This window comes from Vibrio sp. JC009 (assembly GCF_029016485.1).
Lineage (GTDB): Bacteria > Pseudomonadota > Gammaproteobacteria > Enterobacterales > Vibrionaceae > Vibrio.
In genome coordinates this window covers 534,294-554,180 of record NZ_CP092107.1, presented here as the reverse complement: position 1 = coordinate 554,180, position 19,887 = coordinate 534,294, and the positions used below count along the sequence as shown (strand labels likewise).

The 19,887-nt window shown below is 47.9% G+C and carries 19 protein-coding genes; 17 read left to right on the top strand and 2 right to left on the bottom strand.

Features of this window, described 5'->3' with window-relative positions; all coding sequences use genetic code 11:
• The first annotated feature begins 4 nt into the window (after positions 1-4).
• From cbiE to L3Q72_RS17365, 11 genes are all read left to right on the top strand, one after another.
• The gene (gene cbiE, locus L3Q72_RS17415; RefSeq protein WP_275133434.1) at positions 5-1,234 is read left to right on the top strand and encodes a precorrin-6y C5,15-methyltransferase (decarboxylating) subunit CbiE; all 1,230 of its coding nucleotides are present in this window, start codon (positions 5-7) and stop codon (positions 1,232-1,234) included.
• 9 nt (positions 1,235-1,243) lie between these two features.
• On the top strand, positions 1,244-2,008 hold the full coding sequence (cobI, locus tag L3Q72_RS17410; protein WP_275133433.1) for a precorrin-2 C(20)-methyltransferase: 765 nt from the start codon (positions 1,244-1,246) through the stop codon (positions 2,006-2,008).
• 8 nt (positions 2,009-2,016) lie between these two features.
• Positions 2,017-3,660, top strand: a complete 1,644-nt coding sequence (locus L3Q72_RS17405; RefSeq protein ID WP_275133432.1) for a cobalamin biosynthesis protein — start codon at positions 2,017-2,019, stop codon at positions 3,658-3,660.
• Positions 3,653-4,474: a precorrin-3B C(17)-methyltransferase gene (cobJ, locus tag L3Q72_RS17400; RefSeq protein ID WP_275133431.1), complete on the top strand. Its 822-nt coding sequence runs from the start codon at positions 3,653-3,655 to the stop codon at positions 4,472-4,474. Before L3Q72_RS17405 ends, cobJ begins: the two co-directional genes overlap by 8 nt.
• Positions 4,471-5,250 (top strand): precorrin-4 C(11)-methyltransferase, encoded by a 780-nt coding sequence (cobM, locus tag L3Q72_RS17395; protein WP_275133430.1) that lies wholly within the window; start codon positions 4,471-4,473, stop codon positions 5,248-5,250. Before cobJ ends, cobM begins: the two co-directional genes overlap by 4 nt.
• On the top strand, positions 5,243-6,616 hold the full coding sequence (gene cobA / locus L3Q72_RS17390) for a uroporphyrinogen-III C-methyltransferase (protein ID WP_275133429.1): 1,374 nt from the start codon (positions 5,243-5,245) through the stop codon (positions 6,614-6,616). Before cobM ends, cobA begins: the two co-directional genes overlap by 8 nt.
• On the top strand, positions 6,606-7,574 hold the full coding sequence (gene cbiB / locus L3Q72_RS17385; RefSeq protein WP_275133428.1) for an adenosylcobinamide-phosphate synthase CbiB: 969 nt from the start codon (positions 6,606-6,608) through the stop codon (positions 7,572-7,574). Before cobA ends, cbiB begins: the two co-directional genes overlap by 11 nt.
• Positions 7,574-8,620 carry a threonine-phosphate decarboxylase gene (locus tag L3Q72_RS17380; RefSeq protein WP_275133427.1) on the top strand — a complete coding sequence of 349 codons (1,047 nt, stop codon included), beginning with the start codon at positions 7,574-7,576 and terminating at the stop codon, positions 8,618-8,620. Before cbiB ends, L3Q72_RS17380 begins: the two co-directional genes overlap by 1 nt.
• Positions 8,613-9,146 (top strand): bifunctional adenosylcobinamide kinase/adenosylcobinamide-phosphate guanylyltransferase, encoded by a 534-nt coding sequence (cobU, locus tag L3Q72_RS17375; protein ID WP_275133426.1) that lies wholly within the window; start codon positions 8,613-8,615, stop codon positions 9,144-9,146. Before L3Q72_RS17380 ends, cobU begins: the two co-directional genes overlap by 8 nt.
• Entirely contained in the window at positions 9,146-10,162 is a 1,017-nt protein-coding gene (locus tag L3Q72_RS17370; RefSeq protein WP_275133425.1) for a hypothetical protein, read from the top strand. The genes cobU and L3Q72_RS17370 overlap by 1 nt, the downstream gene beginning before the upstream one ends.
• A gap of 71 nt (positions 10,163-10,233) precedes the next feature.
• Positions 10,234-10,647, top strand: coding sequence for a VF530 family DNA-binding protein (locus L3Q72_RS17365; protein ID WP_275133424.1), 414 nt, complete (start codon positions 10,234-10,236; stop codon positions 10,645-10,647).
• Positions 10,648-10,711: 64 nt separating this feature from the next.
• Here the strand turns inward: L3Q72_RS17365 and L3Q72_RS17360 are convergent, their stop codons facing one another.
• A complete protein-coding gene (locus L3Q72_RS17360; RefSeq protein ID WP_275133423.1) occupies positions 10,712-11,704 on the bottom strand; it encodes a hypothetical protein in 993 nt (330 codons plus the stop codon).
• A 281-nt stretch (positions 11,705-11,985) separates the two neighbouring features.
• Here L3Q72_RS17360 and L3Q72_RS17355 point away from each other — a divergent pair, with 281 nt between their 5' ends.
• Complete coding sequence (locus L3Q72_RS17355) at positions 11,986-12,207, top strand: hypothetical protein (protein WP_275133422.1); 222 nt, start codon at positions 11,986-11,988, stop codon at positions 12,205-12,207.
• Positions 12,208-12,447: 240 nt separating this feature from the next.
• On the top strand, positions 12,448-15,240 hold the full coding sequence (locus L3Q72_RS17350; RefSeq protein WP_275133421.1) for a methyl-accepting chemotaxis protein: 2,793 nt from the start codon (positions 12,448-12,450) through the stop codon (positions 15,238-15,240).
• Positions 15,241-15,291: 51 nt separating this feature from the next.
• Here L3Q72_RS17350 and L3Q72_RS17345 read toward each other — a convergent pair whose 3' ends face one another.
• The gene (locus tag L3Q72_RS17345) at positions 15,292-15,672 is read right to left on the bottom strand and encodes a GntR family transcriptional regulator (protein ID WP_275133749.1); all 381 of its coding nucleotides are present in this window, start codon (positions 15,670-15,672) and stop codon (positions 15,292-15,294) included.
• Between the two features lie 163 nt (positions 15,673-15,835).
• Between L3Q72_RS17345 and L3Q72_RS17340 the strand changes: the two genes are divergently transcribed.
• The 4 genes from L3Q72_RS17340 (at position 15,836) to L3Q72_RS17325 (ending at position 19,886) form a co-directional block, all read left to right on the top strand.
• Positions 15,836-17,185, top strand: coding sequence for a PTS transporter subunit EIIC (locus L3Q72_RS17340; protein WP_275133420.1), 1,350 nt, complete (start codon positions 15,836-15,838; stop codon positions 17,183-17,185).
• 78 nt (positions 17,186-17,263) lie between these two features.
• On the top strand, positions 17,264-18,691 hold the full coding sequence (locus L3Q72_RS17335; protein WP_275133419.1) for a sucrose-6-phosphate hydrolase: 1,428 nt from the start codon (positions 17,264-17,266) through the stop codon (positions 18,689-18,691).
• Positions 18,692-18,784: 93 nt separating this feature from the next.
• Positions 18,785-19,408 (top strand): LysE family translocator, encoded by a 624-nt coding sequence (locus tag L3Q72_RS17330; protein WP_275133418.1) that lies wholly within the window; start codon positions 18,785-18,787, stop codon positions 19,406-19,408.
• 4 nt (positions 19,409-19,412) lie between these two features.
• Complete coding sequence (locus tag L3Q72_RS17325; protein WP_275133417.1) at positions 19,413-19,886, top strand: GNAT family N-acetyltransferase; 474 nt, start codon at positions 19,413-19,415, stop codon at positions 19,884-19,886.
• Position 19,887: the final 1 nt, after the last annotated feature.

The window sequence follows — 19,887 nt, the reverse complement described above, 5'->3', positions numbered from 1 at the left end:
AACGATGACGAGTATAACGGTTGTTGGTGTTCCTGAAGATGGTTGCGTTAGCCTGACCAGCAAGGCAGTGAACGCTGTTGCGGCTGCGCGCGTAGTGGCAGGGCATCCGCGCCATCTTGAATGGTTTCCTCAGTTTGAAGGCCTGTTTCTGGATATGAGTCAGGGCTTTTCTGACTGGCTGAGTGAAGTGATTGACGAAAGCGAAGAGGGCGGTGTGGTTGTGCTGGCGTCGGGCGATCCTCTGTTCTTTGGTATTGGCAGTACTCTGTTAAAGAAAATGCCGGTGGACGAGCTTAGCTTTATTCCCACTCATAGCTCTGCGCAACTGGCCTTTTCAAGGCTGGGTATCCCATGGTCGGAGAGTCGCTTTATTTCCTGCCATGGCCGTAAGCTGGCGGGTTTGGTGGCTAAGATGCAGCAGGGTAATTTGTTTGCCATTCTTACCGACAGCAAAAACACGCCACAGATTGTCGCTGCACATATGAAGCAGTTCAGTGAAACCGGCTGGAAGCTCAGCGTTTGCGAGCAGCTTGGTGGCACGGAAGAAACCATCAGAACTTTCAGCGTAGAAGAACTGGCTGAGAGTGATACCGGATTTGACCCGCTCAACATTCTGGTGGCTCAGAGGGAAAATCAGGCTCTGTGGGGCGGGCACGGTCAGTTTTCTTCTGACCAAAGCTACCTGAAACGTATGCCGAAAAACGGCCTGATCACCAAGCAGTCGATCCGTCATCTTGCTCTCACCAGTATGCGGATTCAGTCAGATGATACCGTCTGGGATATAGGCACAGGCTCAGGTTCGGTTGCCATTGAGTCCGCAAAGTTTGCTAACAATGGCCAGGTATATGCCGTGGAGTGTAATGAAGAGTGCTTTGAAAGTATTCAGGCAAATATTTTTGCCCATGGCACTGATAATGTTGAACTGATTAAAGGCAAGGCTCCTGAGGCCCTGTCGGAACTGGAAAAGCCAGACGCCATATTTGTCGGCGGCAGCAGAGGTGCGATGGAATCTATTCTTTCTTACTGTCTGGATTCACTAAAGAGTGGCGGCCGTCTTGTGGTTTCGGCTGTCACTATGGATACGGTGGCGGAAGTCTACCAGTGGGCGAAGCAGAACGACGTCAGCTTTGATGCTCAGATGGTTAACGTATCCAGCACTCAACCGCTTGCTCATTATCTTCGCTATCAGGCGGAGAACCCGATTCATTTATTCACAATAACAAAAACTGTGTAGGAGAAATTCATGGACAATAATAACTTAGGTCAGCTATACGCAGTTGGTGTTGGTACAGGAGACAGCGAACTGCTTACTCTTAAAGCGGCTCGCCTGATAGCAGAAGCCGATGTGGTTGCTATCCCTGAAAAAAACAAAGGCAAAGCCGATTCATTTGCATGGGAAATCGTAACCGGGGCACTATCAGAAGAAGAGATTTCCGGTGAGCGTCTGTTTTTGCATTTTCCTATGACCCGAGACGCGTCACTGAATGTTCCTGCTTGGCAGGCGGGTGCTGAGGCGATTCTTGAGCGCCTGAAAGAAGGCAAATCTGTGGTATTTGTGACTGAAGGCGATCCGTCAGTATTCAGTACCTGGGCTTATATTCAGGAAGAACTGGACGAAATCGCGCCGCAAGTGGTTCCTGTTATTGTACCGGGTGTGACTTCCATTACGGCAGTACCGGCGGCAACCAAAATTCCTCTGGCCGACGGCAAAGAGCGTTTCTGCGTCGTGCCTGCGACCTATGGTATTGAGTGCCTTGAAACACTGGTGCATGACTTCGATACCATCATGCTGATCAAAGCCGGTCGTATGATCCCGCAGCTCTCGGCAAAACTGAAACAGCTTGGCCTTGAGGGAGCGGCAACTTACGTTTCTCATGCCAGTACAGATAAAGAAGAGATCTACACTAATCTGGATGAAGTGCCGGAAGAGCACCGTTACTTCTCTATGGTTCAGATTTCTATCCGCTCCCGTCGCGGCGTACTGCGCGGTAAACAGTCGGCAGCGTAAGCGGGACTATGAAGAAGTTAGCTATATACGCCATCACCGTAAACGGAGCGAAGCAGGCCGCAAGACTAAAGCGTGCGCTTCCCTTTGCGGATCTGTTTGTCACTGAAGCTGCGATAGAGCAGGCACCGGAAGCAGAGCTATTATCGCTTCCGCTGGCTGGCTTTGTCGCTGATAAGTTCAGCCAGTATGACGGGCATATCTTTATTTTTGCCAGCGGCATTGTCAGCCGGATGATTGGCCCGCTGATGCAGGATAAGCGTACTGACCCTGCCGTAGTCTGTCTGGATGAAATGGCAAAGTTCGCCATTTCCATGCTGTCCGGACACCGTGGCGGAGCTAATCAGCTGACCGAGCGGGTTGCGCATATTGTGAAAGCTATCCCGGTTATCACCACAGCTTCAGATGTGTCAGAAACCGTCTCTGCCGATATGCTGGGCGCGCCATTTGGCTGGGTTTTAGACCCGGTTTCAGAGCCATCTATCACCAATGTATCTGCGGCCATTGTCAATGATGAGCCGGTTATTATCGCCCAGCAGAGCGGTGAGAAAACCTGGTGGAAATACGAAAAACGTATGCCGTCGAATATTCTTACCCATATAGAGCTAAACGGGATCGACAGCGAAGATTATCGCGGCGCCATCCTGATCACAGATGAGCAGTCTCCGGATCTTTCCGGTTGGGAAAACAAGCTGGTGCTATGGCGTCCTAAGTCGCTGGTGCTGGGCTTGGGTTGCGACCGAAATACGCCGTTTTCAGTGATAAAAGCCGGTTTAGAAACCTTTAGTAAAACCTTCAATCTTTCTCTGGAGTCAGTTCAGGCCATTTCAAGCATAGATCTAAAAGCTGACGAAGTGGCGTTAAACGAACTGTCCGAAGAGATGCAGTGGCCTTTTACCACTTTTGCACCTGAAATGCTGAATGGGATTGAGGGTATTGAAAACCCGTCCGATTACGTGAAAAAAGTCACCGGCAGCAATTCAGTGGCCGAAGCTGCCGCGCTTAAACTCAGTGATACCAGACAGCTGGTGGTGCCTAAATGGGCATTTAAGCAGGATGGTTACAATATGACGGTGGCCTGCTGTCGTCGTGAGTTTGCAGAGTCTCTGGTTCAGCAGAAAAGAAAGAACTGGTTTGGCAGGAAAAAGCACGGCAGTGAACAAAAGCATGGTGATAAGAGCAGCAACCCGGCAGAGATAAAAGTTAACGCTCATGGCAACGAGGTGGTTGAGGGTTACCAGTGCAAGCCAAAGCATGTGGATCTGAACCGCCCTATGCTTCACCACAAACATCACATTCTTCTGTGCGAAGGTGGACGCTGTGCCAAAGCCGGCAGCAAAAACCTTGCTCATGATCTGCGCTCCATCCTGAAATCGCTTGGTCTGTCGGAAGGTGATAAGCGAATCAAGATCAGCAGAACCATGTGCGCCGGAGCCTGTCGTAACCGCTCAACCATGGTGATTTATGAGCGCTGTGGCAGTGAAATTCCGTCCGAAAATAACGCCCTTTGGCTGAGAAATGTCGAAGAGCTTTCAGAGGTGCAGTGGCAGGAGCTATTCCTTGCACTGGCCGAAAATAAACCCTTAAAACAGATACTGGATGCAAAATACTTTGCGCCAATAGAAGAGCCGGGAGAGGAGAAAACCTGTGGCTAAATTATTCCTTGTAGGACTCGGTCCCGGAAGTCTGGATCTGATGTCAGTCCGGGCTCAGGAAGTGATTAAAAGCGCTGACGTGATTGTTGGCTACGGTCTTTACGTAAAGCTGATTGCCGACCTTATCGATAATCAGGCTCTGGTAAGAACCGGAATGACCAAAGAGTGGCAGCGTGCCGATGCAGCCATTCAACATGTTCAGGAAGGCAAAAACGTTGCCCTTGTCTGCTCCGGTGATGCGGGCATGTATGCCATGGCGCCATTGGTGTTTGAGCTGATGGCATCGCAGAACCTGAATATTGCAGTGGAAACCGTGCCGGGGATCACTGCAGCCAATGCCTGCGCCTCTCTGGTCGGCGCACCGCTTGGGCATGACAGCTGCACAATCTCGCTGTCCGATCTCCTTACCCCATGGGAAGTGATCACTAAGCGCATTGAAGCGGCGGCTATGGCGGATTTTGCCATCACCTTCTACAACCCGCGCTCTAAAAAGCGCCAGAACCATATTATTGAAGCTCAGCAGATCCTGCTGAAACACCGCCCGGCAGACACGCCGGTGGCAGTGGTAAACGCCGCATACCGTGAAGAGCAGAGCGTTCAGCTTTCAACACTGGATAAGTTTACTGAACTTGAGTTTGGTATGAACGCGGCCGTTATCATTGGAAACGAAAGCAGCTACCGTTTTGAAGACTGGATAGTGACGCCGCGCGGATACAAAAACAAATATACGCTGGAAGACGGAGAGACCCGAGAAGGTCAGACTCCCGGCCGTTCCCTGAAGAATAAATCAGAAAATAGTGAGGATGCAGCATGACCGTTTATTTTATTGGTGCCGGACCGGGTGACCCGGATCTGATTACGGTAAAGGGCGCAAAGCTGGTGGAAACCTGCCCGGTCATTCTATATGCCGGAAGTCTGGTGCCTAAGGCTGTAATTGAACGAGCTCGCCTCGATGCTAAGGTTTTCGATTCTGCCAGTATGGATCTGGATGAAATCACTAAGGTCTATACCGATGCCCATGAAAAAGGTGAAGATGTTGCCCGCGTGCAGACCGGTGACCTTTCTATCTACTCTTCTCTGGCGGAGCAGACCCGCAGGCTCAATGATCTGGGAATTGACTGGAAAGTGATTCCGGGTGTTTCTTCTTTTCAGGCATCGGCTGCCGCACTGGGACAGGAGCTGACCCTGCCGGAAGAGTGTCAGACCATTATTCTTTCCCGCGCCTCTGGCAGAACGCCGGTTCCTGAGAAAGAGAATCTGAAATCTCTGGCAAGTCATGAAGCAACCCTGTGTTTGTTCCTGAGTGCCACTCTGATCCGTAAAGTCGTGCGTGAACTAAGCGACGTGTATCCGCAAAACTGGCCGGTCTGTGTGGTGGAAAAAGCTTCTCATCCTGAGCAGCGAATTATTCGCGGCACCCTTGCTGATATCGCAGATAAAATGCATGAAGCCAATATCCGCTCAACGGCGATGATCATCGTTAGCAAGGTCTTTGCCATTGATGATTTTGTGGATTCAAAACTGTATGACCCGACTTTCTCTCACGCCTGCCGCAAAGCAAAAGTGGTGGAAGGAGAGGCCAATGAGTAAGGGTAAGGTTTATCTGATTGGTGCAGGACCGGGTGATCCGGGACTGCTTACCTGCCGTGCAAAGCAGCTTCTGAGCGAGTGTGACGTGGTTTGTTACGACAAGCTGGTCAGCGCTGCCATTCTTTCCATGGTGCCTGAGCATGTGCATCTTCATCAGGTAGGATACCGCGGTTATCAGGGGACACATATCGATTACGGTATGCATCCTGACGTGATGGAATACGCCCTGGCCGGTAAAACGGTTGCCCGCCTTAAAGCGGGTGATCCCTGCATCTTTGGCCGTACGACCGAAGAGTGCCGTGAACTGAACGAGAATAACATTTCCTATGAGATCATTCCGGGTATTACCGCAGCGCTTGGCTCAGCTGCCTATTCCGGCTTTCCGCTGACCAGTGGTGGTATCGCATCAAGCGTGACCTTTGTCAGCGGACATCAGCACTCAAAAACCATTGTTTCCTGGGGCGAGCTTGGCCGCGCCGGTGGCACTTTAGTGCTTTATATGGGCGCCAAAAAACTGCCTGAGCACGCTGAAAACCTGATAGCTAACGGCAGAAGACCGGATACGCCAATTGCGCTTATCAGCTCAGCTACCAGCGCGGATCACAACTGTATTACCGCAACGCTGGAAACCATCGCCGACAGAGTTGCCAACCTTGAGCAGAAAGGCCCGTCTCTTGTGATTATCGGCGATGTGGTTAAGCAGAGTGAAGAGTTTGCATGGCGCAATCTTCTGCCTCTGACAGGGGTTCGTATTCTGGTTTGTGGTCAGTATGAAGAGACCACACTTCTCAGGGAGAGCGGCGCAGAGGTGATTGAGATTAACAGCCTGCCGGTTAAGTCACTGCTTGATACTGAGGATCTGGAATTTCTTGCTTCTCAGAAAGCGCTCAGCTTTAGCGATCTGCCTTCATTTAATGTCTGGTGGAAAGCGCTTTTGGAGCATAACTGGGATATCCGTAAATTTGCTATGCCCATGGGCAGTGATAACCGTTATGTAAGAAAGGCGCTGAAAAACATCGGAATCCGTGCTGAAAAACTGTTTGAAAACGCAATGACACTGACGCTTAGCGAAGAAAAAGCGTTTGGTGATAAAGACCGTTACTATCTGGCAGGCCGCCATATCTGTAAGCCTCAGGGGTATCAGATCCCGGCGGTTGAGTGGATTCTGGTGGAAGATATTTCCGTATTTAAATCCATTAAAGAGCATCACAGTGAAGCGCTTGAAGGGGCGCAACTGGTTCCGCTTAATGAAGAGGTACTTGAGTGGGCAACGGCCAATGGCCATCTTGCCAAGGACGCAGACTACCCGGAGTTTGTGGATATGTCTGATGTGATCAGTTCTCAAGAGAGAGCCGATGTTGCCTGAGCTTCCTCTTAGTCCCGGACAAAGCGCTTTTCTCAGCGCTCTTGTTCTGGTTGCTGCCTTGTGGCTGGATAAATGGCTGGGTGAGCCAAATAAGTTTCATCCGCTGATTGGCTTTGGCAAGCTGGCAAACGTGGTTGAGAAAAAGTGTCGGAGCCTGAACTGGCTGAGTGAGCGAAAGCAGGGGATACTGGCATGGACACTTGCTGTGATTCCTCTGGTGCTGCTTACCGGTGCTGCGCTTGAACTGGCTCGGCAGGCTTCACTTTTGCTATGGCTTGTTCTGAATGTGGTCATTCTTTATCTCACTATTGGCGGACGTAGCCTGCTTGAACATGCGCATAATATTTTTGTGCCGTTAAAGGCCGGGGATATTGAGGATGCCCGCTATCAGGTATCCATGATTGTCAGCCGCAATACTGAGAAGATGGGAGAAAAAGAGATCGTCTCTTCTGCTATCGAATCTGTACTGGAAAACGGTAACGATGCGGTATTTGCGCCTATGGTCTGGTTCTTACTGCTGGGCGCGCCCGGTGCGGTTCTGTTTCGCTTAGCCAACACGCTGGATGCAATGTGGGGCTATAAAAACGAGAAGTATCTGAACTTTGGCCGTTTCAGTGCGAAAACCGATGATTTTCTTGGCTGGCTTCCTGCCCGTATTACCGCCATCTGTTATGCATTTCAGGGCAACTTTAAAAACGCACTCAGTTGCTGGAAATCTCAGGCAAAAGAGTGCAGCAGTCCAAATGGTGGCGTGGTAATGACCACCGGTGCCGGCGCTTTAGGCGTAACCATTGGCGGGCCAACCTATTATCACGGTGTTTTGCACGACAAAAAGCCTATGGGAATGGGCGACTATGCCGGTTGGGAGGCGATTGTCAGAGCGAACCGGCTGGTTTCAACAGGGAGCTTTGCGCTCAGTTATTTGTGGTTAATTTGCGTTATCGCAGGAGTCAGTTAATGGCGGTAAAACATGGTGGAAACCTGATTCAGATTGCCACTCAATACAATAGTGATCCGGAGGACTGGATCGATCTTTCTACCGGAGTCAGCCCTTTTACCTATCCGGTGGGCGATATTCCGGCATCGGTCTGGAATCAGCTTCCGCAGGTAAAAGATGGTCTGGAAGCCGCTGCTCAGCACTATTATCAGGCTCCGGTTGAGCCGGTTGTGGTGGCCGGATCTCAGGCAGCCATTATGGCTATGCCTTCGGTGATTACCGAAAAAATGGGCCGTTGCGGAACTATCGCTCTGCCAAGAGTTGGCTACAAAGAGCATCAGCATGCATGGAGCGGATTTAACAAAGATGGTCAGAGCTGGAAGGTTGAGTTTTACGAAAACTTTCCGTCTGAGGAGCAGATATCCTGCTGTGATGTGGCTCTGATTATTAATCCGAATAATCCGACCGGACGTTTTACGCAGAAAGATGAACTGCTTAGCCTGTCAGCGTTCCTTGCGGAAAAGGGCGGATACCTGATAGTGGATGAAGCATTTGTGGACTGTACACCGGAGGTTTCATTGTTAAGCCCTGACGCTGAGCTTGAAAACCGGATTGTACTGCGTTCAGTGGGTAAGTTCTTTGGTCTGGCCGGGGCTCGGGTAGGTTTTGTTTTTGCGGATACTCAGACTAAAAATTTGCTGGAAGAGTATCTGGGGCCGTGGACGGTTACAGGTCCAAGCCGGTGGGTGATGAAAACCGCTCTGATGGATACAAAGTGGCATGCGAAAGCAAGTGAGAGAATTAAGTCAGACTCCGCAAGGTTGACTGGTCTTCTTAGTGCGTCTCTGAATTGCCGTTTTTCCGGAACGGATCTTTTCACTACTGTCTATCTGGACAATGCTCCCGTGTGCCATGAACTGCTGTGCAAACAGCAGGTGCTTACCCGTCTGTGTGATGAAAAGAATGCGCTGCGCTTTGGGCTTCCTGCTAATGAAAAGCAGTGGCAAATACTGGAATCTGCGCTGAAAAAGCTGGCTGAATACCGAAAGGAGTCTGTTTGTGAATGATGCAAAACCTGTTGTTGAGCTTGTACTTGGCGGTGCCCGCTCGGGCAAAAGCAGCTACGCAGAAAATATTGCTAAGGCCTCGGGTAAGCCGGTTATCTATATTGCCACATCCGAAGTGCGCGATGAGGAAATGGCAAAACGGGTAGAGCTTCATCAGGCGCAAAGACCTTCTGAGTGGAAGGTGATTGAACAGCCGCTGGAGTTATCCCGCGCTCTGAAAGAGAGCAGCACAGCAGACAACTGCATTCTGGTTGACTGCTTAACACTCTGGCTGAGTAATTGTCTGTTTGGTGAATCCGGCAGAGAGTGGGCGGATTATAAAGCCGAGCTTTTGGATACTCTGGCAAGTCTTCCTGGACAAGTGCTGTTGGTCAGTAACGAAGTGGGCTGCGGTGTGGTTCCCATGGGAGAAATCAGCCGCCGTTTTGTGGATGAAGCAGGCTGGCTTCATCAGGCTATTGCTGCGCAGGTTCCTAAAGTCACTCTGGTTACTGCGGGGCTTCCTATGACGTTAAAAGGAGCCTGATGATGACATGGCTGAACTACATCACTCTTAATTCCGTTGCTCCGGTTCCGAACCTGCATGAGATTAGCGATGCAGGCGCCGGAGAGGGGCTGATGCAACTTCATCCTACCCGTGATACTGAGCTGATCGCCTGCGGCAGAGCCAATACTCTGCTGGCGGGGGAATATTTGCCCTCACCTGCACTTGGCAATGGCTCTGTCACTCCGGCAATTCTGGTTCATGGTATTTTTAAGGCGTTGCAGAAAAAGGGCTTTAAGATCCGGCTGCACAGCTATCAGCTTGGTCTGGATAATGTACCGGATTTTAGCGACAGTGAGCTGGATGATGTGGTTATCCATCAGTGTAAACTGGGTGAAGAGGAAAACCTGATTCGCAATGAGTTAATTCCTGAACTCATGCGACAGGCTGAAAACGGTGAAGAGCATCTGATTGCCGAGTCCGGTATCGGCGGAACCACTTTTGCGACACTCTGGCTGCGCCACTGGCTGGATGAAAAACTCTGGTTTGCCGGAAGTACCAAAGATCCGGAAAAACTGGCGGTTAAATCCAGAGTTTTGGAAATGCTTCAGCAGCAAGCCGGTGGGCTGGGGCTGGATGCAGAAAAGTTTACCCGTGATATGAACCTGTCTGATCCGGTGCAAAGAGCTTGCTGTACGTTACTTGCTGCTGATCTCCCAAGCCTTCATCTTGCCGGCGGGGCTATGATTTTTGCCCCGGTTATTGCAATGAAAGGGAAAACCCAGGTAGAGAAGCTTGCAGTAGGCACAACCCGCTGGGTACTGGAGTCCAGTGACGCAAAAGTCACGGCTCAGGCACTACCGGACAATTGCGCCTTATTTATGCCAAAGACAGATTTTACCCGCTCAGAGTTTGATGCCATCCGAATGTATGAAAGAGGCTATGTTATCGAAGGCTGTGGTCTTGGCGCATGTCTTGTTTTTGCGGAACATCACGGGTTAACGCAGACAGAAATTATGACCAGTCTGGATCTGTCGGTGGAGAGCTGGTTAGCGTGAGTGTCAAACTAGTATGCAGGTCGATGAACTCTGATATACTCTCCCACCCAGTGAACGCTTAGGAACTCGTTATGATGACTGATGAAGAAAGAATTGAACTACAGAAAAACAACCCACTGCACGGTCTTAAGTTGGAAACCATGATTCAGGAGCTGGTGGATTTCTATGGCTGGGATATTTTAGATACTGCCATGCGCTTTAACTGCTTTCACACCAAACCATCAGTTGCGAGCAGTGTTAAGTATTTGAAGAAAACTGACTGGGCCAGAGAAAAGCTGGAAAACTTCTACCTTTATCGTTTCAAGCGTATGCCTCGTGCATCAGCAGAAGAGTATGAGTTACCACCACGCGCTCGTACCTTCCCTCATGGCCTGAAACCAAAAGAACCAATGGTTCTGACCGTTGATTCTATATTGAAGTCACAGGCAAAAGCGGCTTCATCTCATAAAGCACGCTCTTCACGTGGTCGTAGTTCTCGTAAATAAGTTCAGTGACAGTTTATACTCCGCCAGGTAACTTTGAGTCTGATATGCATTCTAGTTTGTCTTGTCAATCAATGAGCACACTTCTTTTGCGAATATAGTGCGGTAGTTCAATGTTCCAGCGGGTAAGCTCTGTTTGGCTTAAAATGAGTTCCCCATGCTGAGGTACTTCGACAAATGGAACCCTGCCGTTGCTTAGTATTGCATTGACTGCTTCAGCGGCTTTTGCTCCCTGCTCAAACCCGCTGACAGCCAGGCCACCCAATGCCCTTCCTTTCCCGATGCCGTGCTGCCAAAAAGAAAATAACGGAACCTTACTATGCGAGCTTGTCCACTGAGAGGAAACGGTATCTGGTACTTGCTTTGAACTATTGTCCTTTAGAGATGCATAGCTGCCAATTATCAGTGCATCGTATTTAAGAGGAGAGATAGAAAGCACTTTATCCTGCCACTCGCTATAGCTATTTGTAGTAAAAACCTCTAATGCAATATTGTTAACATCAAGCTCGCGGTGTCCCCCCAGCATTTGGGAGGAAATACTGTTTGCGGTCGTCCCGTTGTCCATCATCAATAAAACGCGCTTCTTCCGTATTGGAACCAGCTTAGCAATTAAGGATATGTTCTGCTTTATTAAAGGCCGCTCCAGAATGCCTGCTACTTTCTGAGGGAGCTTGTGGTTTTCAAAATACGCTCGGGGGTCATTGTTTACCCCCATAAAGACAAGATGGTACCCAGCATCCGAAATCCGTTGCCCAAAGTACTTTAAAGCATTGTCATCCATCGTTATGAACATATCCGGGTCATCAGCAATCGCTGTTTCCCAAATCTGCTCTGCTCTTTTTGAGAACTCACTTTTTGCAATCCGCTTAGTATCCATTTGGTAGTAAGTTAACTGGCAGCCTGGGGCGATATGTTCCTCAAATCCCTTCCTTTCTGAGTTAGCCCATGGATACCCATAATGGTAACTATCGATAACAACAATAGTTTTGGCGTGCAGATGAACAGTTGTCAGGCACAAACAACCAGCAAACAGATAATGTAAAAACCTAGAGTAGAACACATAGTCTCCAATGCAATTGAAAGCACTTACTTTGTATATATTAGCTTTTGTTCCTTCAGGCTGATTACTGTTTACCTGGCAGAGCTTTTGGGTTTTGAATTTTCATAGTAAAGGTCACATTATTCATCACTGATACCTTTATCGTATTTGGAGCAATATCACATTCAAGCCCTATGCGTCTAAGTTATTATTACACATAAAAAAACGACTCGTTGTATATCACAATATAAAAATACGATGAACTTTATCAAAATTACTTCGATGTATAGGAGAGGCCAACTATGAAGTATCAAGTAAAGGAAGCGCTGGATCGCATCAATGAGATAACTGAAATACACCCCAATAATTTGCATATATCACGCACCGAGACCGGAGAAATTGAAATCGAATGCGTTGATGATTATCTTGCCAAGCATCAGTTTAAATACAGCAGAGGTGAGCTGTTTATGTGGGATAAGGTTGAAAAAGTCTGGATTAAAAATCCTGAAAACCGACGCATCTAGGACAAATTTCTCCGGTATAAGTCCCCCCTTATCATTTCCTGAATAAAAAACATGAAGCGTTAGTGGCTGATCTCTGTTTCTTCTCATGCATGCTATTTATAGAAGGCAACATTATTAGCCATTATGAGGTATGTCACTGTTTGATAATCTGGCGGTACAATACATGCGCTAAATTAGTGCGCTCTTATATATCGGATGGTATATTTACTTTTGCGCATATAATAATTAATAGGTTGGTGTATGAATCGGTTCCTTTCGCAACTCAAACTGTCTCAGTTGATCATTGGCTCTCTTATGGTTGTCGGACTTGTTCCGCTTCTCGCTCTGGGGGCTATATTAATGTGGTTTTCTCAGGATGCGTTGCAAACCAGTGCGTTTAATCAGCTCAATTCGGTCAGAGCTATCAAGTCAAAACAGGTGGAAACCTACTTTTCAGAGCGGGAAGGGGACCTGAATGTACTGGCAAATACCATTCGCTCTTTTCATGTGCAAGCCGTTAACCATCTGAAGAAAGATACCGCAGCGAAAACCCAGGCAATCTCATCACTGGTATCTTTGTTTCACAAAGAGCTTGGCCTGTTCTCAGCAAGTTACGACACGAAAGAGTCTTTAAAGGCATTTAAGTCAAGCTTTGTATCCGGGGAAGATGTGAAAGAGAATGCGCGCTGGCGTATAAACAGCGAGGTTTATGGTGAGCACATTCGTACCTTTCAGCAGACATTCGGCTGGTACGACGCTTTCCTGATCAGCCCTGACGGTGACATTTTGTACTCTGCGGAGCAAGAGTCAGATCTTGGAAAGAACGTTAACGATGAAATGCTTAAGAATTCAGGTATCGCTGAGGCATTCCGTAAGGCCAGCAGTGATAATTCCGGTGAGCCCAAAACCTATTTTGGCGACTTCTCTTACTATGAGCCATCTCAGGACTTTGCTGCCTTTATCTTAGCTAAGGTGATGAATAATGACTCCTTGGTTGGCTATGTTGCACTGCAGTTCCCGCTCCAGAGAGTGAATGAGTTGCTTGGTGTGAATGAGAGCTCTGCTTCAGATTCATACAGTTACCTGGTTGGGCAGGATAAGAAACTCAGGTCTGAAACCGCCTTTTTATCGGTTTCAGATTCTCATAATAATAATCAGCTGCTTGATACCAAAAGTGTTCAGGAAGGCTTGTCAGGCCGTCCGGGAATTGGCATTACCCGTAATAGCCAGAATGAACTGGCATTGGCGCAGTGGTTACCCGTTAATGTATCGGAAGACACTCAGTGGGTATTTGTCAATGAGATGACTATTGATACTGCGGTTGTTCCGGTCGATTCAAAGGGGACTTCGTTCTACAGCCAGTATATGGCGGAATACGGTTATTACGACGTATTCCTTGTTGAGCCGGATGGAGAAATTTTCTACACAGAAACCAAAGAGGCAGATTATAAGACCAATATTCTGTCAGGCCGTTATTCGAACTCCAATCTGGGAGCGCTGATCAGTGAGGTGAAACGAACCGGTGATTTTGGTTTAGCTGACTTTGCCCCTTATGAACCTTCTCAGGGTGAGCCTGCATCTTTTGTTGCCAGACCAATTAAGGATGCCGACGGACAGACAATCTATTTTGTTGCACTGCAGCTGTCACTTGATTCAATCAATAGCATGATGCAGCTAAGAGAGGGAATGGGACAGAGCGGTGAAACTTATCTGGTGGGTGAAGACTATCGTATGCGCTCAGACTCCTATTTAGATGCCTCGGGGCACAGCGTCTCTGCTTCTTTTGCGGGAAGTATTGAAAATAACGGCGTAAGAACAGAGGCCTCAGAGCTTGCGTTAAGTGGCAAGTCCGGTGTGAGAGAAATCACGGATTACAACGGCAATCCTGTGCTTTCTTCATACTCCCCGATTGAAGTGGGTTCAACTCAATGGGCGGTGATTGCGGAAATCGATTCCAGCGAGGCATTCCAGACGGTCAGTGCAATCAGACAGACAACCTTGATCGCGGTTGGGGTTTCACTGCTAGCGACTATTTTACTGGCGGTTTATCTGTCGGGATTGATACGCAAACCTCTTGGCGGAGAGCCGAAAGAGATGATGCGTCTGGCAGAGCAGATTGCTAACGGCGATTTAACCCACAGATTTGAAGATGAAGCTCAGTCAGGCAGTGTGTACGCTTCATTAAAAGATATGTCGGTAAACCTGAAAGCACTTATTGGCCAGATTCTGGAGTCCAGCCAGGTACTGGCATCTACGGCAGAAGAAACCTCTGTGGCATCAGAGCAGACAACCGCTGCTGTAGCCAAGCAGCAAACCGATACCGAAATGGTGGCAACAGCGGTGAATCAGATGACGGCAACCGTTAATGATGTGGCGCACAATACAGAAAATGCGGCTCTGGTTTCCAAGGAAGCGCATGATAAGAGTGAAGAAGGTATCGCCATGCTCAACAGCAGCATGGATTCCATCAATACTCTGGTAGACGACATTACAAGCACGGCGAAGGACATGGATGCGCTGGTGGAGAGTACCGATCAGATTGATCAGGTTCTGACCGTCATTCAGACAATTACCGAGCAGACGAACCTGCTGGCACTAAACGCGGCCATTGAAGCCGCCCGTGCAGGTGAGCATGGCAGAGGCTTTGCGGTTGTTGCCGATGAGGTGAGACAGCTGGCACAAAAAACGCAGGCATCGGCAACGGATATTCAGGCAATTGTTTCCACTGTTCAAAACGGAGCCAAGGCGTCGGTTTCTAAAATGCAGAAGAGCGTACAGCAGGCTGAATCCACAAGCTCTGTCTCTTTGAGAACGGTTGAAGCCTTTGAAGAGATCAACCGGGCGATTGCGAGAATCGATGACATGATGGCTCAGATCTCTACGGCTTCTGAAGAGCAGGCGCATGTGAGTGAAGACATTAACCAGAGAATTCTTCATATCAGTGAGGTTTCCATCGAGACGGCAGCAAGCTCTCAGCAGCTCTCAGCAGCCAGTCAGGAAGTGGCACGCTCAGCCGAAACTCTGACTGAATACACCCGGAAATTTACAGTCTGACCTTAATGGCATCGCCGGAGTGTTTTCCGGCGATGCCATTAGTATGAGGCGTTAGTTACTGTAGGCATTGATCTCAAAATCGTAGAGTTCAGGATTGTAGTAAACGACCGAGTACTCAAGCTTTATCTCTTCTGAAAGATAGTTAATTGACTCGTTAATTAAAATCGGCTGGTTAGCGGACACATGCAGTATTTTCTGAAGTTTTTCGTCCGGCAGAGCCGGTTTGATTTTTTGATGAGTTTTAAATAGCTCGATTCTGTGATTTCTGAAGTATTCAAACTTTGAGCCCTGAAGATCTTTCTCCGTGATCTCAGGTACCAGGTTTCTGGGAATGTAGAATTCTTCATAGGATACGACCTGCTCGTTTAACAGGCGTGTCCGGCCGCAATACACTACCTGATCTCCCTCCTGCACCGTCAGTTTCTCTGCAATGGCGTTGTTGGCAGGGGTAACATCAAAATGTACAACCTGATTATTTGCGTTGTAGCCCGATGCATTGAGATTGTCGGTAAACCCTGTGATATGGACAAAATCGTGCTTTAACTTTTTATAGGCGACAAAGGTCCCTCTGCCTTTTTCTGAGAAGGTGTAGCCAATGGCTGCCAGTTGTTGCAGTGCTGGTGGCGAGGCAAATATTGATCAGCTAACTCACTGTGCAACCCGTTTGCGGGTGGTGACAAAGGACGACAAGAAAGTCGATACAGATGCTTTGGGTGAGACTGAAGGAGTGCATGGCTATTTCTTTAAGAACGGGCAGCATCAGGTCATTCTGGGAACCGGATTTGTCGGTAAGGTATTCGAAGTTCTGACAGGTGGTTCAGATACCAAAGCAGCAGCGACTCAAACAGAAACAGCCAGGGCTGAAAAGGCATCCACATTTCAGTCAATGACACGAACTTTTTCCGACATTTTTGTCGCCATTATTCCCGCACTGGTTGCGACTGGTTTGCTTATGGGCTTGCGTGGGCTGCTGGTTAACGGCTTTGGTATGGAACTGTCCCCTAATCTGATAACCATTTCTCAGGTTCTTACCGACACAGCATTTATATTTATTCCTGTGCTGGTTACCTGGTCTGCTATGCGGGTATTTGGCGGTAATCCTGTGCTTGGTATCGTTCTCGGACTGATGCTGGTCGCTCCCCAACTGGCGAACAAGTGGGATGTGGCATTTGGTAATGCAGAGGCCATGATGATCCCGTTTCTCGGGTTTAATATAGCGGTCACCGGCCTGCAAAGCTCTATTCTTCCTGCGGTATTTATGGGGTGGTTTGCGGCATTTGTTGAGAAAACCTCACGCCGTTATGTTCCGGAAGTTCTGGATTTGATCCTGACTCCATTTATTACGCTGTTGGTTTCTCTTATTGCCGGACTGGTATTTGTGGGGCCTCTGCTGCTTGGGGTGGAAAAGCTTCTGACTGACCTTGTGGTTTACTTCCTGCAGATCCCGTACGGCATTGGCGGAATCATCTATGGTGGCGCCATTCAGTTTATGGCTGTTACCGGTATGCATCATACGATTGTTCCAATCACTATCGCTATGGTGACAGATACAGGTTTTGACTATATCAACCCGCTTGGTACAGCAGCGATCGCCGGACAGTTTGGTGCAGCGATGGCGGTAATGACAATGCAGACCAGCAAGATTAAAAAGTCGGGCATGTTTGGTGCAGCGCTACCGGCTCTGTTCGGGATTACTGAGCCAGCCATGTTTGCTGTGACACTGCCACGTGTGAAACCTTTCCTGTATGGCTGTGTCGGTGGTGCAGTTGGTGGATGTCTTGGTGCCATTTCAGGAATTGGTTCTGCGGGCACAGGCGCCACTATGCTGCCGGGTATGCTTCTTTATCTTGGTGGTGGCTTGGGTGCTTATGTTCTGGTGATGATTGTTGCCGCAGCCGTTGCCTTCGTGATGACTAAAGCTTTGTATAAAGAGCCGGTTAAATAATCTTCAGGTTAATTTTCAGCGCTGACCGCAGAGTATTCTCAGGCTGGTCAGTGCTTCTTTGTTTTATTGTGAGTTGTTATGGATTTTTCTAACCGGCAAAACCGCTTTGTTAAGCTGACAGAGGTTTCTTCGGAATATTTGGCGTCTATTGGTCACAAAACCAAGTCAGATCCTTTCTATCCGAGCTATCATATTGCTCCTCATCACGGCTTATTAAATGACCCTAATGGGCTGAGTTATTTTAATGGTGAGCATCATATATTTTATCAGTGGTTTCCATTAGGGCCTGTACATGGGCTTAAGCACTGGTATCACCTTTCAACCAAAGACTTTGTCAGCTATACCGATCACGGTATCGCTATGTATCCGGATCAGGAATACGATGAGCACGGCTGCTATACGGGGATAGCGATAGCTGACGAAGAGAAATTATCCCTGTTTTATACAGCAAACCGTTTAAAAGAAGACGGCAGCAGCGAGCAGACGCAGGCGCTGGCTTATATGGATAAAGAGGGAAGGGTAGAAAAGCAGCGGGTATTGGTTGAAAACAACAGCGGAAACTACACAGAAAACTTCCGTGATCCGGTGTTGTTTGAACGAAATGGCAACCAGTATATGCTGGTTGGAGCAGAAGGTAATGATGGCAAAGGAAAGCTGGCGTTATACAGTGGAGGCACGGAACAGGATTATCAGTATCAGGGAGACCTGGATATAGGGCGCAGTAATTTCGGTTATATGTGGGAGTGTCCGAATTACTATGAAACTGAGGGAAAAGGCGTTTTAATATTTTCGCCTCAGGGTGTTTCATCAGATAACAAATATGATTTAAAAAATGTGTTTTCTGTTGTTTACTCTGTCGGTGACTTAATTGACATTGAAAACAGAAAGTTCACAAGTGACAGCTATATTGAATTAGATAAAGGGTTTGATTTCTACGCGCCACAAATATATCTGGACGATCAGGGAAGGAGAGTGCTATATGGCTGGCTGGGAAATTCAAAAAGCGAATATCCTACCGATAAAAATTGCTGGGCGCATATGCTGACATTGCCAAGAGAAATAAAAATAGCGGGCAATAAATTAATTCAGAACCCTTTGATTGAAATGGAAAACCTTCGCATGGATTCGGTGCAGGTTTATGAATCAACACCGCTAAACAATGCAGCTTTCGAACTGTCGCTGGATGTTGAAGAGATCTTTAGCTTGTCTTTCAGCAACAGTGAAGGCGATAGAGTTATATTCTGCGGTGATACAGAAGAATATATGCTGGACCGGAGCGCATCGACATATATTTATGCAGAGCGGTATGGTCAAATTAGATATGCAAAAAGGTTGGTGGCGAATCATAAAATTAAGATTTTTGTAGATAACTCGTCAATAGAAATATTCTGTGATAACGGAGAGACAGTATTTACCTCCCGTATGTTTATTGAAAATTTATCTTTACTGGAATTATCCGGCGGGTCAGGAACTCTGTATTATCTAAGAAATATAGAATTAATTTAGAATAAAGAGGCTTTTTCATCTGACCTTCACATGACAAAAATCACGCTTTATGGCAATATGGGCGCCTTGTTTACGTAATATTTAGAGCTTGCTATGGACTTTCATACACTAATGCTTTTTGGTCTGGCTTCACTGTCAATCAATCTTATACCCGGTCCGGATGTTATTTACATCGTTTCTAATACCATGAAAGGTAAAATGAAGTTTGGGATCCGTGCTGCGTTAGGCCTTGGTGTTGGTTATTTTATTCACACCCTGGCCGCTGTCATGGGCTTGTCTGCTCTGGTTCTGAATTCTGCGCTGGCGTTCACCATTGTTAAGTATCTGGGTGCGGCTTATCTTCTGTACCTTGGTTTTAGCTCTCTGAAAAATATGTTTACCGGTAATTCTAAGCTGGTGATGACAGAAGAGCAGGTGCAACCGGCAAATATCTTTAAGCAAGGCGTTATCGTTAGTGTTCTTAATCCTAAAGTGGCCTTGTTCTTCCTGTCGTTTTTGCCTCAGTTTATCACTCCGGGAGCTGAGTCCGGCACTATGCAACTTCTTACTTTAGGTGTGCTGTTTAGCGTACTTGCCACGCTTTGCAATATTGCTTATGCCATTGCCGGTAACTGGCTGTTCAGCAGCCCGAAAGCACAGAGATTCTCTAAAGCTATTGAAGGTGTTTCTGGTGTCCTGCTTGTGGGCCTTGCCGGAAAAATTGCTCTGACGCGTTAATAATATGATGTTTAGAAATATAGATGCAGCGGATAGCGAGCTGCAAAAAGCACTTTTGCTGATTGCTCTTTGGACGCCAGAAGATGAGCCGGACCACACAGCGGATATTCTGGAGCAGCCCCATATAAAAGAGTACTACGAGAATTGGGGCGGGCCGGAAGATATCGGCTTTTTTGCTCTGGATTCTGACCAGCAGCCCATGGGAATTATCCAGGTTCGCCCTAAGTCATCGGTAACCCGGCAATATTCAGAGTTTCCTGAACTGGCGATGGCGGTGCATCCGGACTATCAGGGCAGGGGCGTTGGTAAGCAGCTTCTTGCTGAGCTTTTCAGAAGAATTACAGTTCCGGGTCTGCGTTTAGGTGTGCATCCGGAAAACAGAGCAGCGATAGCTCTGTATAAGAAATTTGGCTTTTGCCACTATGAAACCCCGGAGAAGGGGTTTCCGCAGATGGTCTGGCATTGCAAAGTTGTATAAC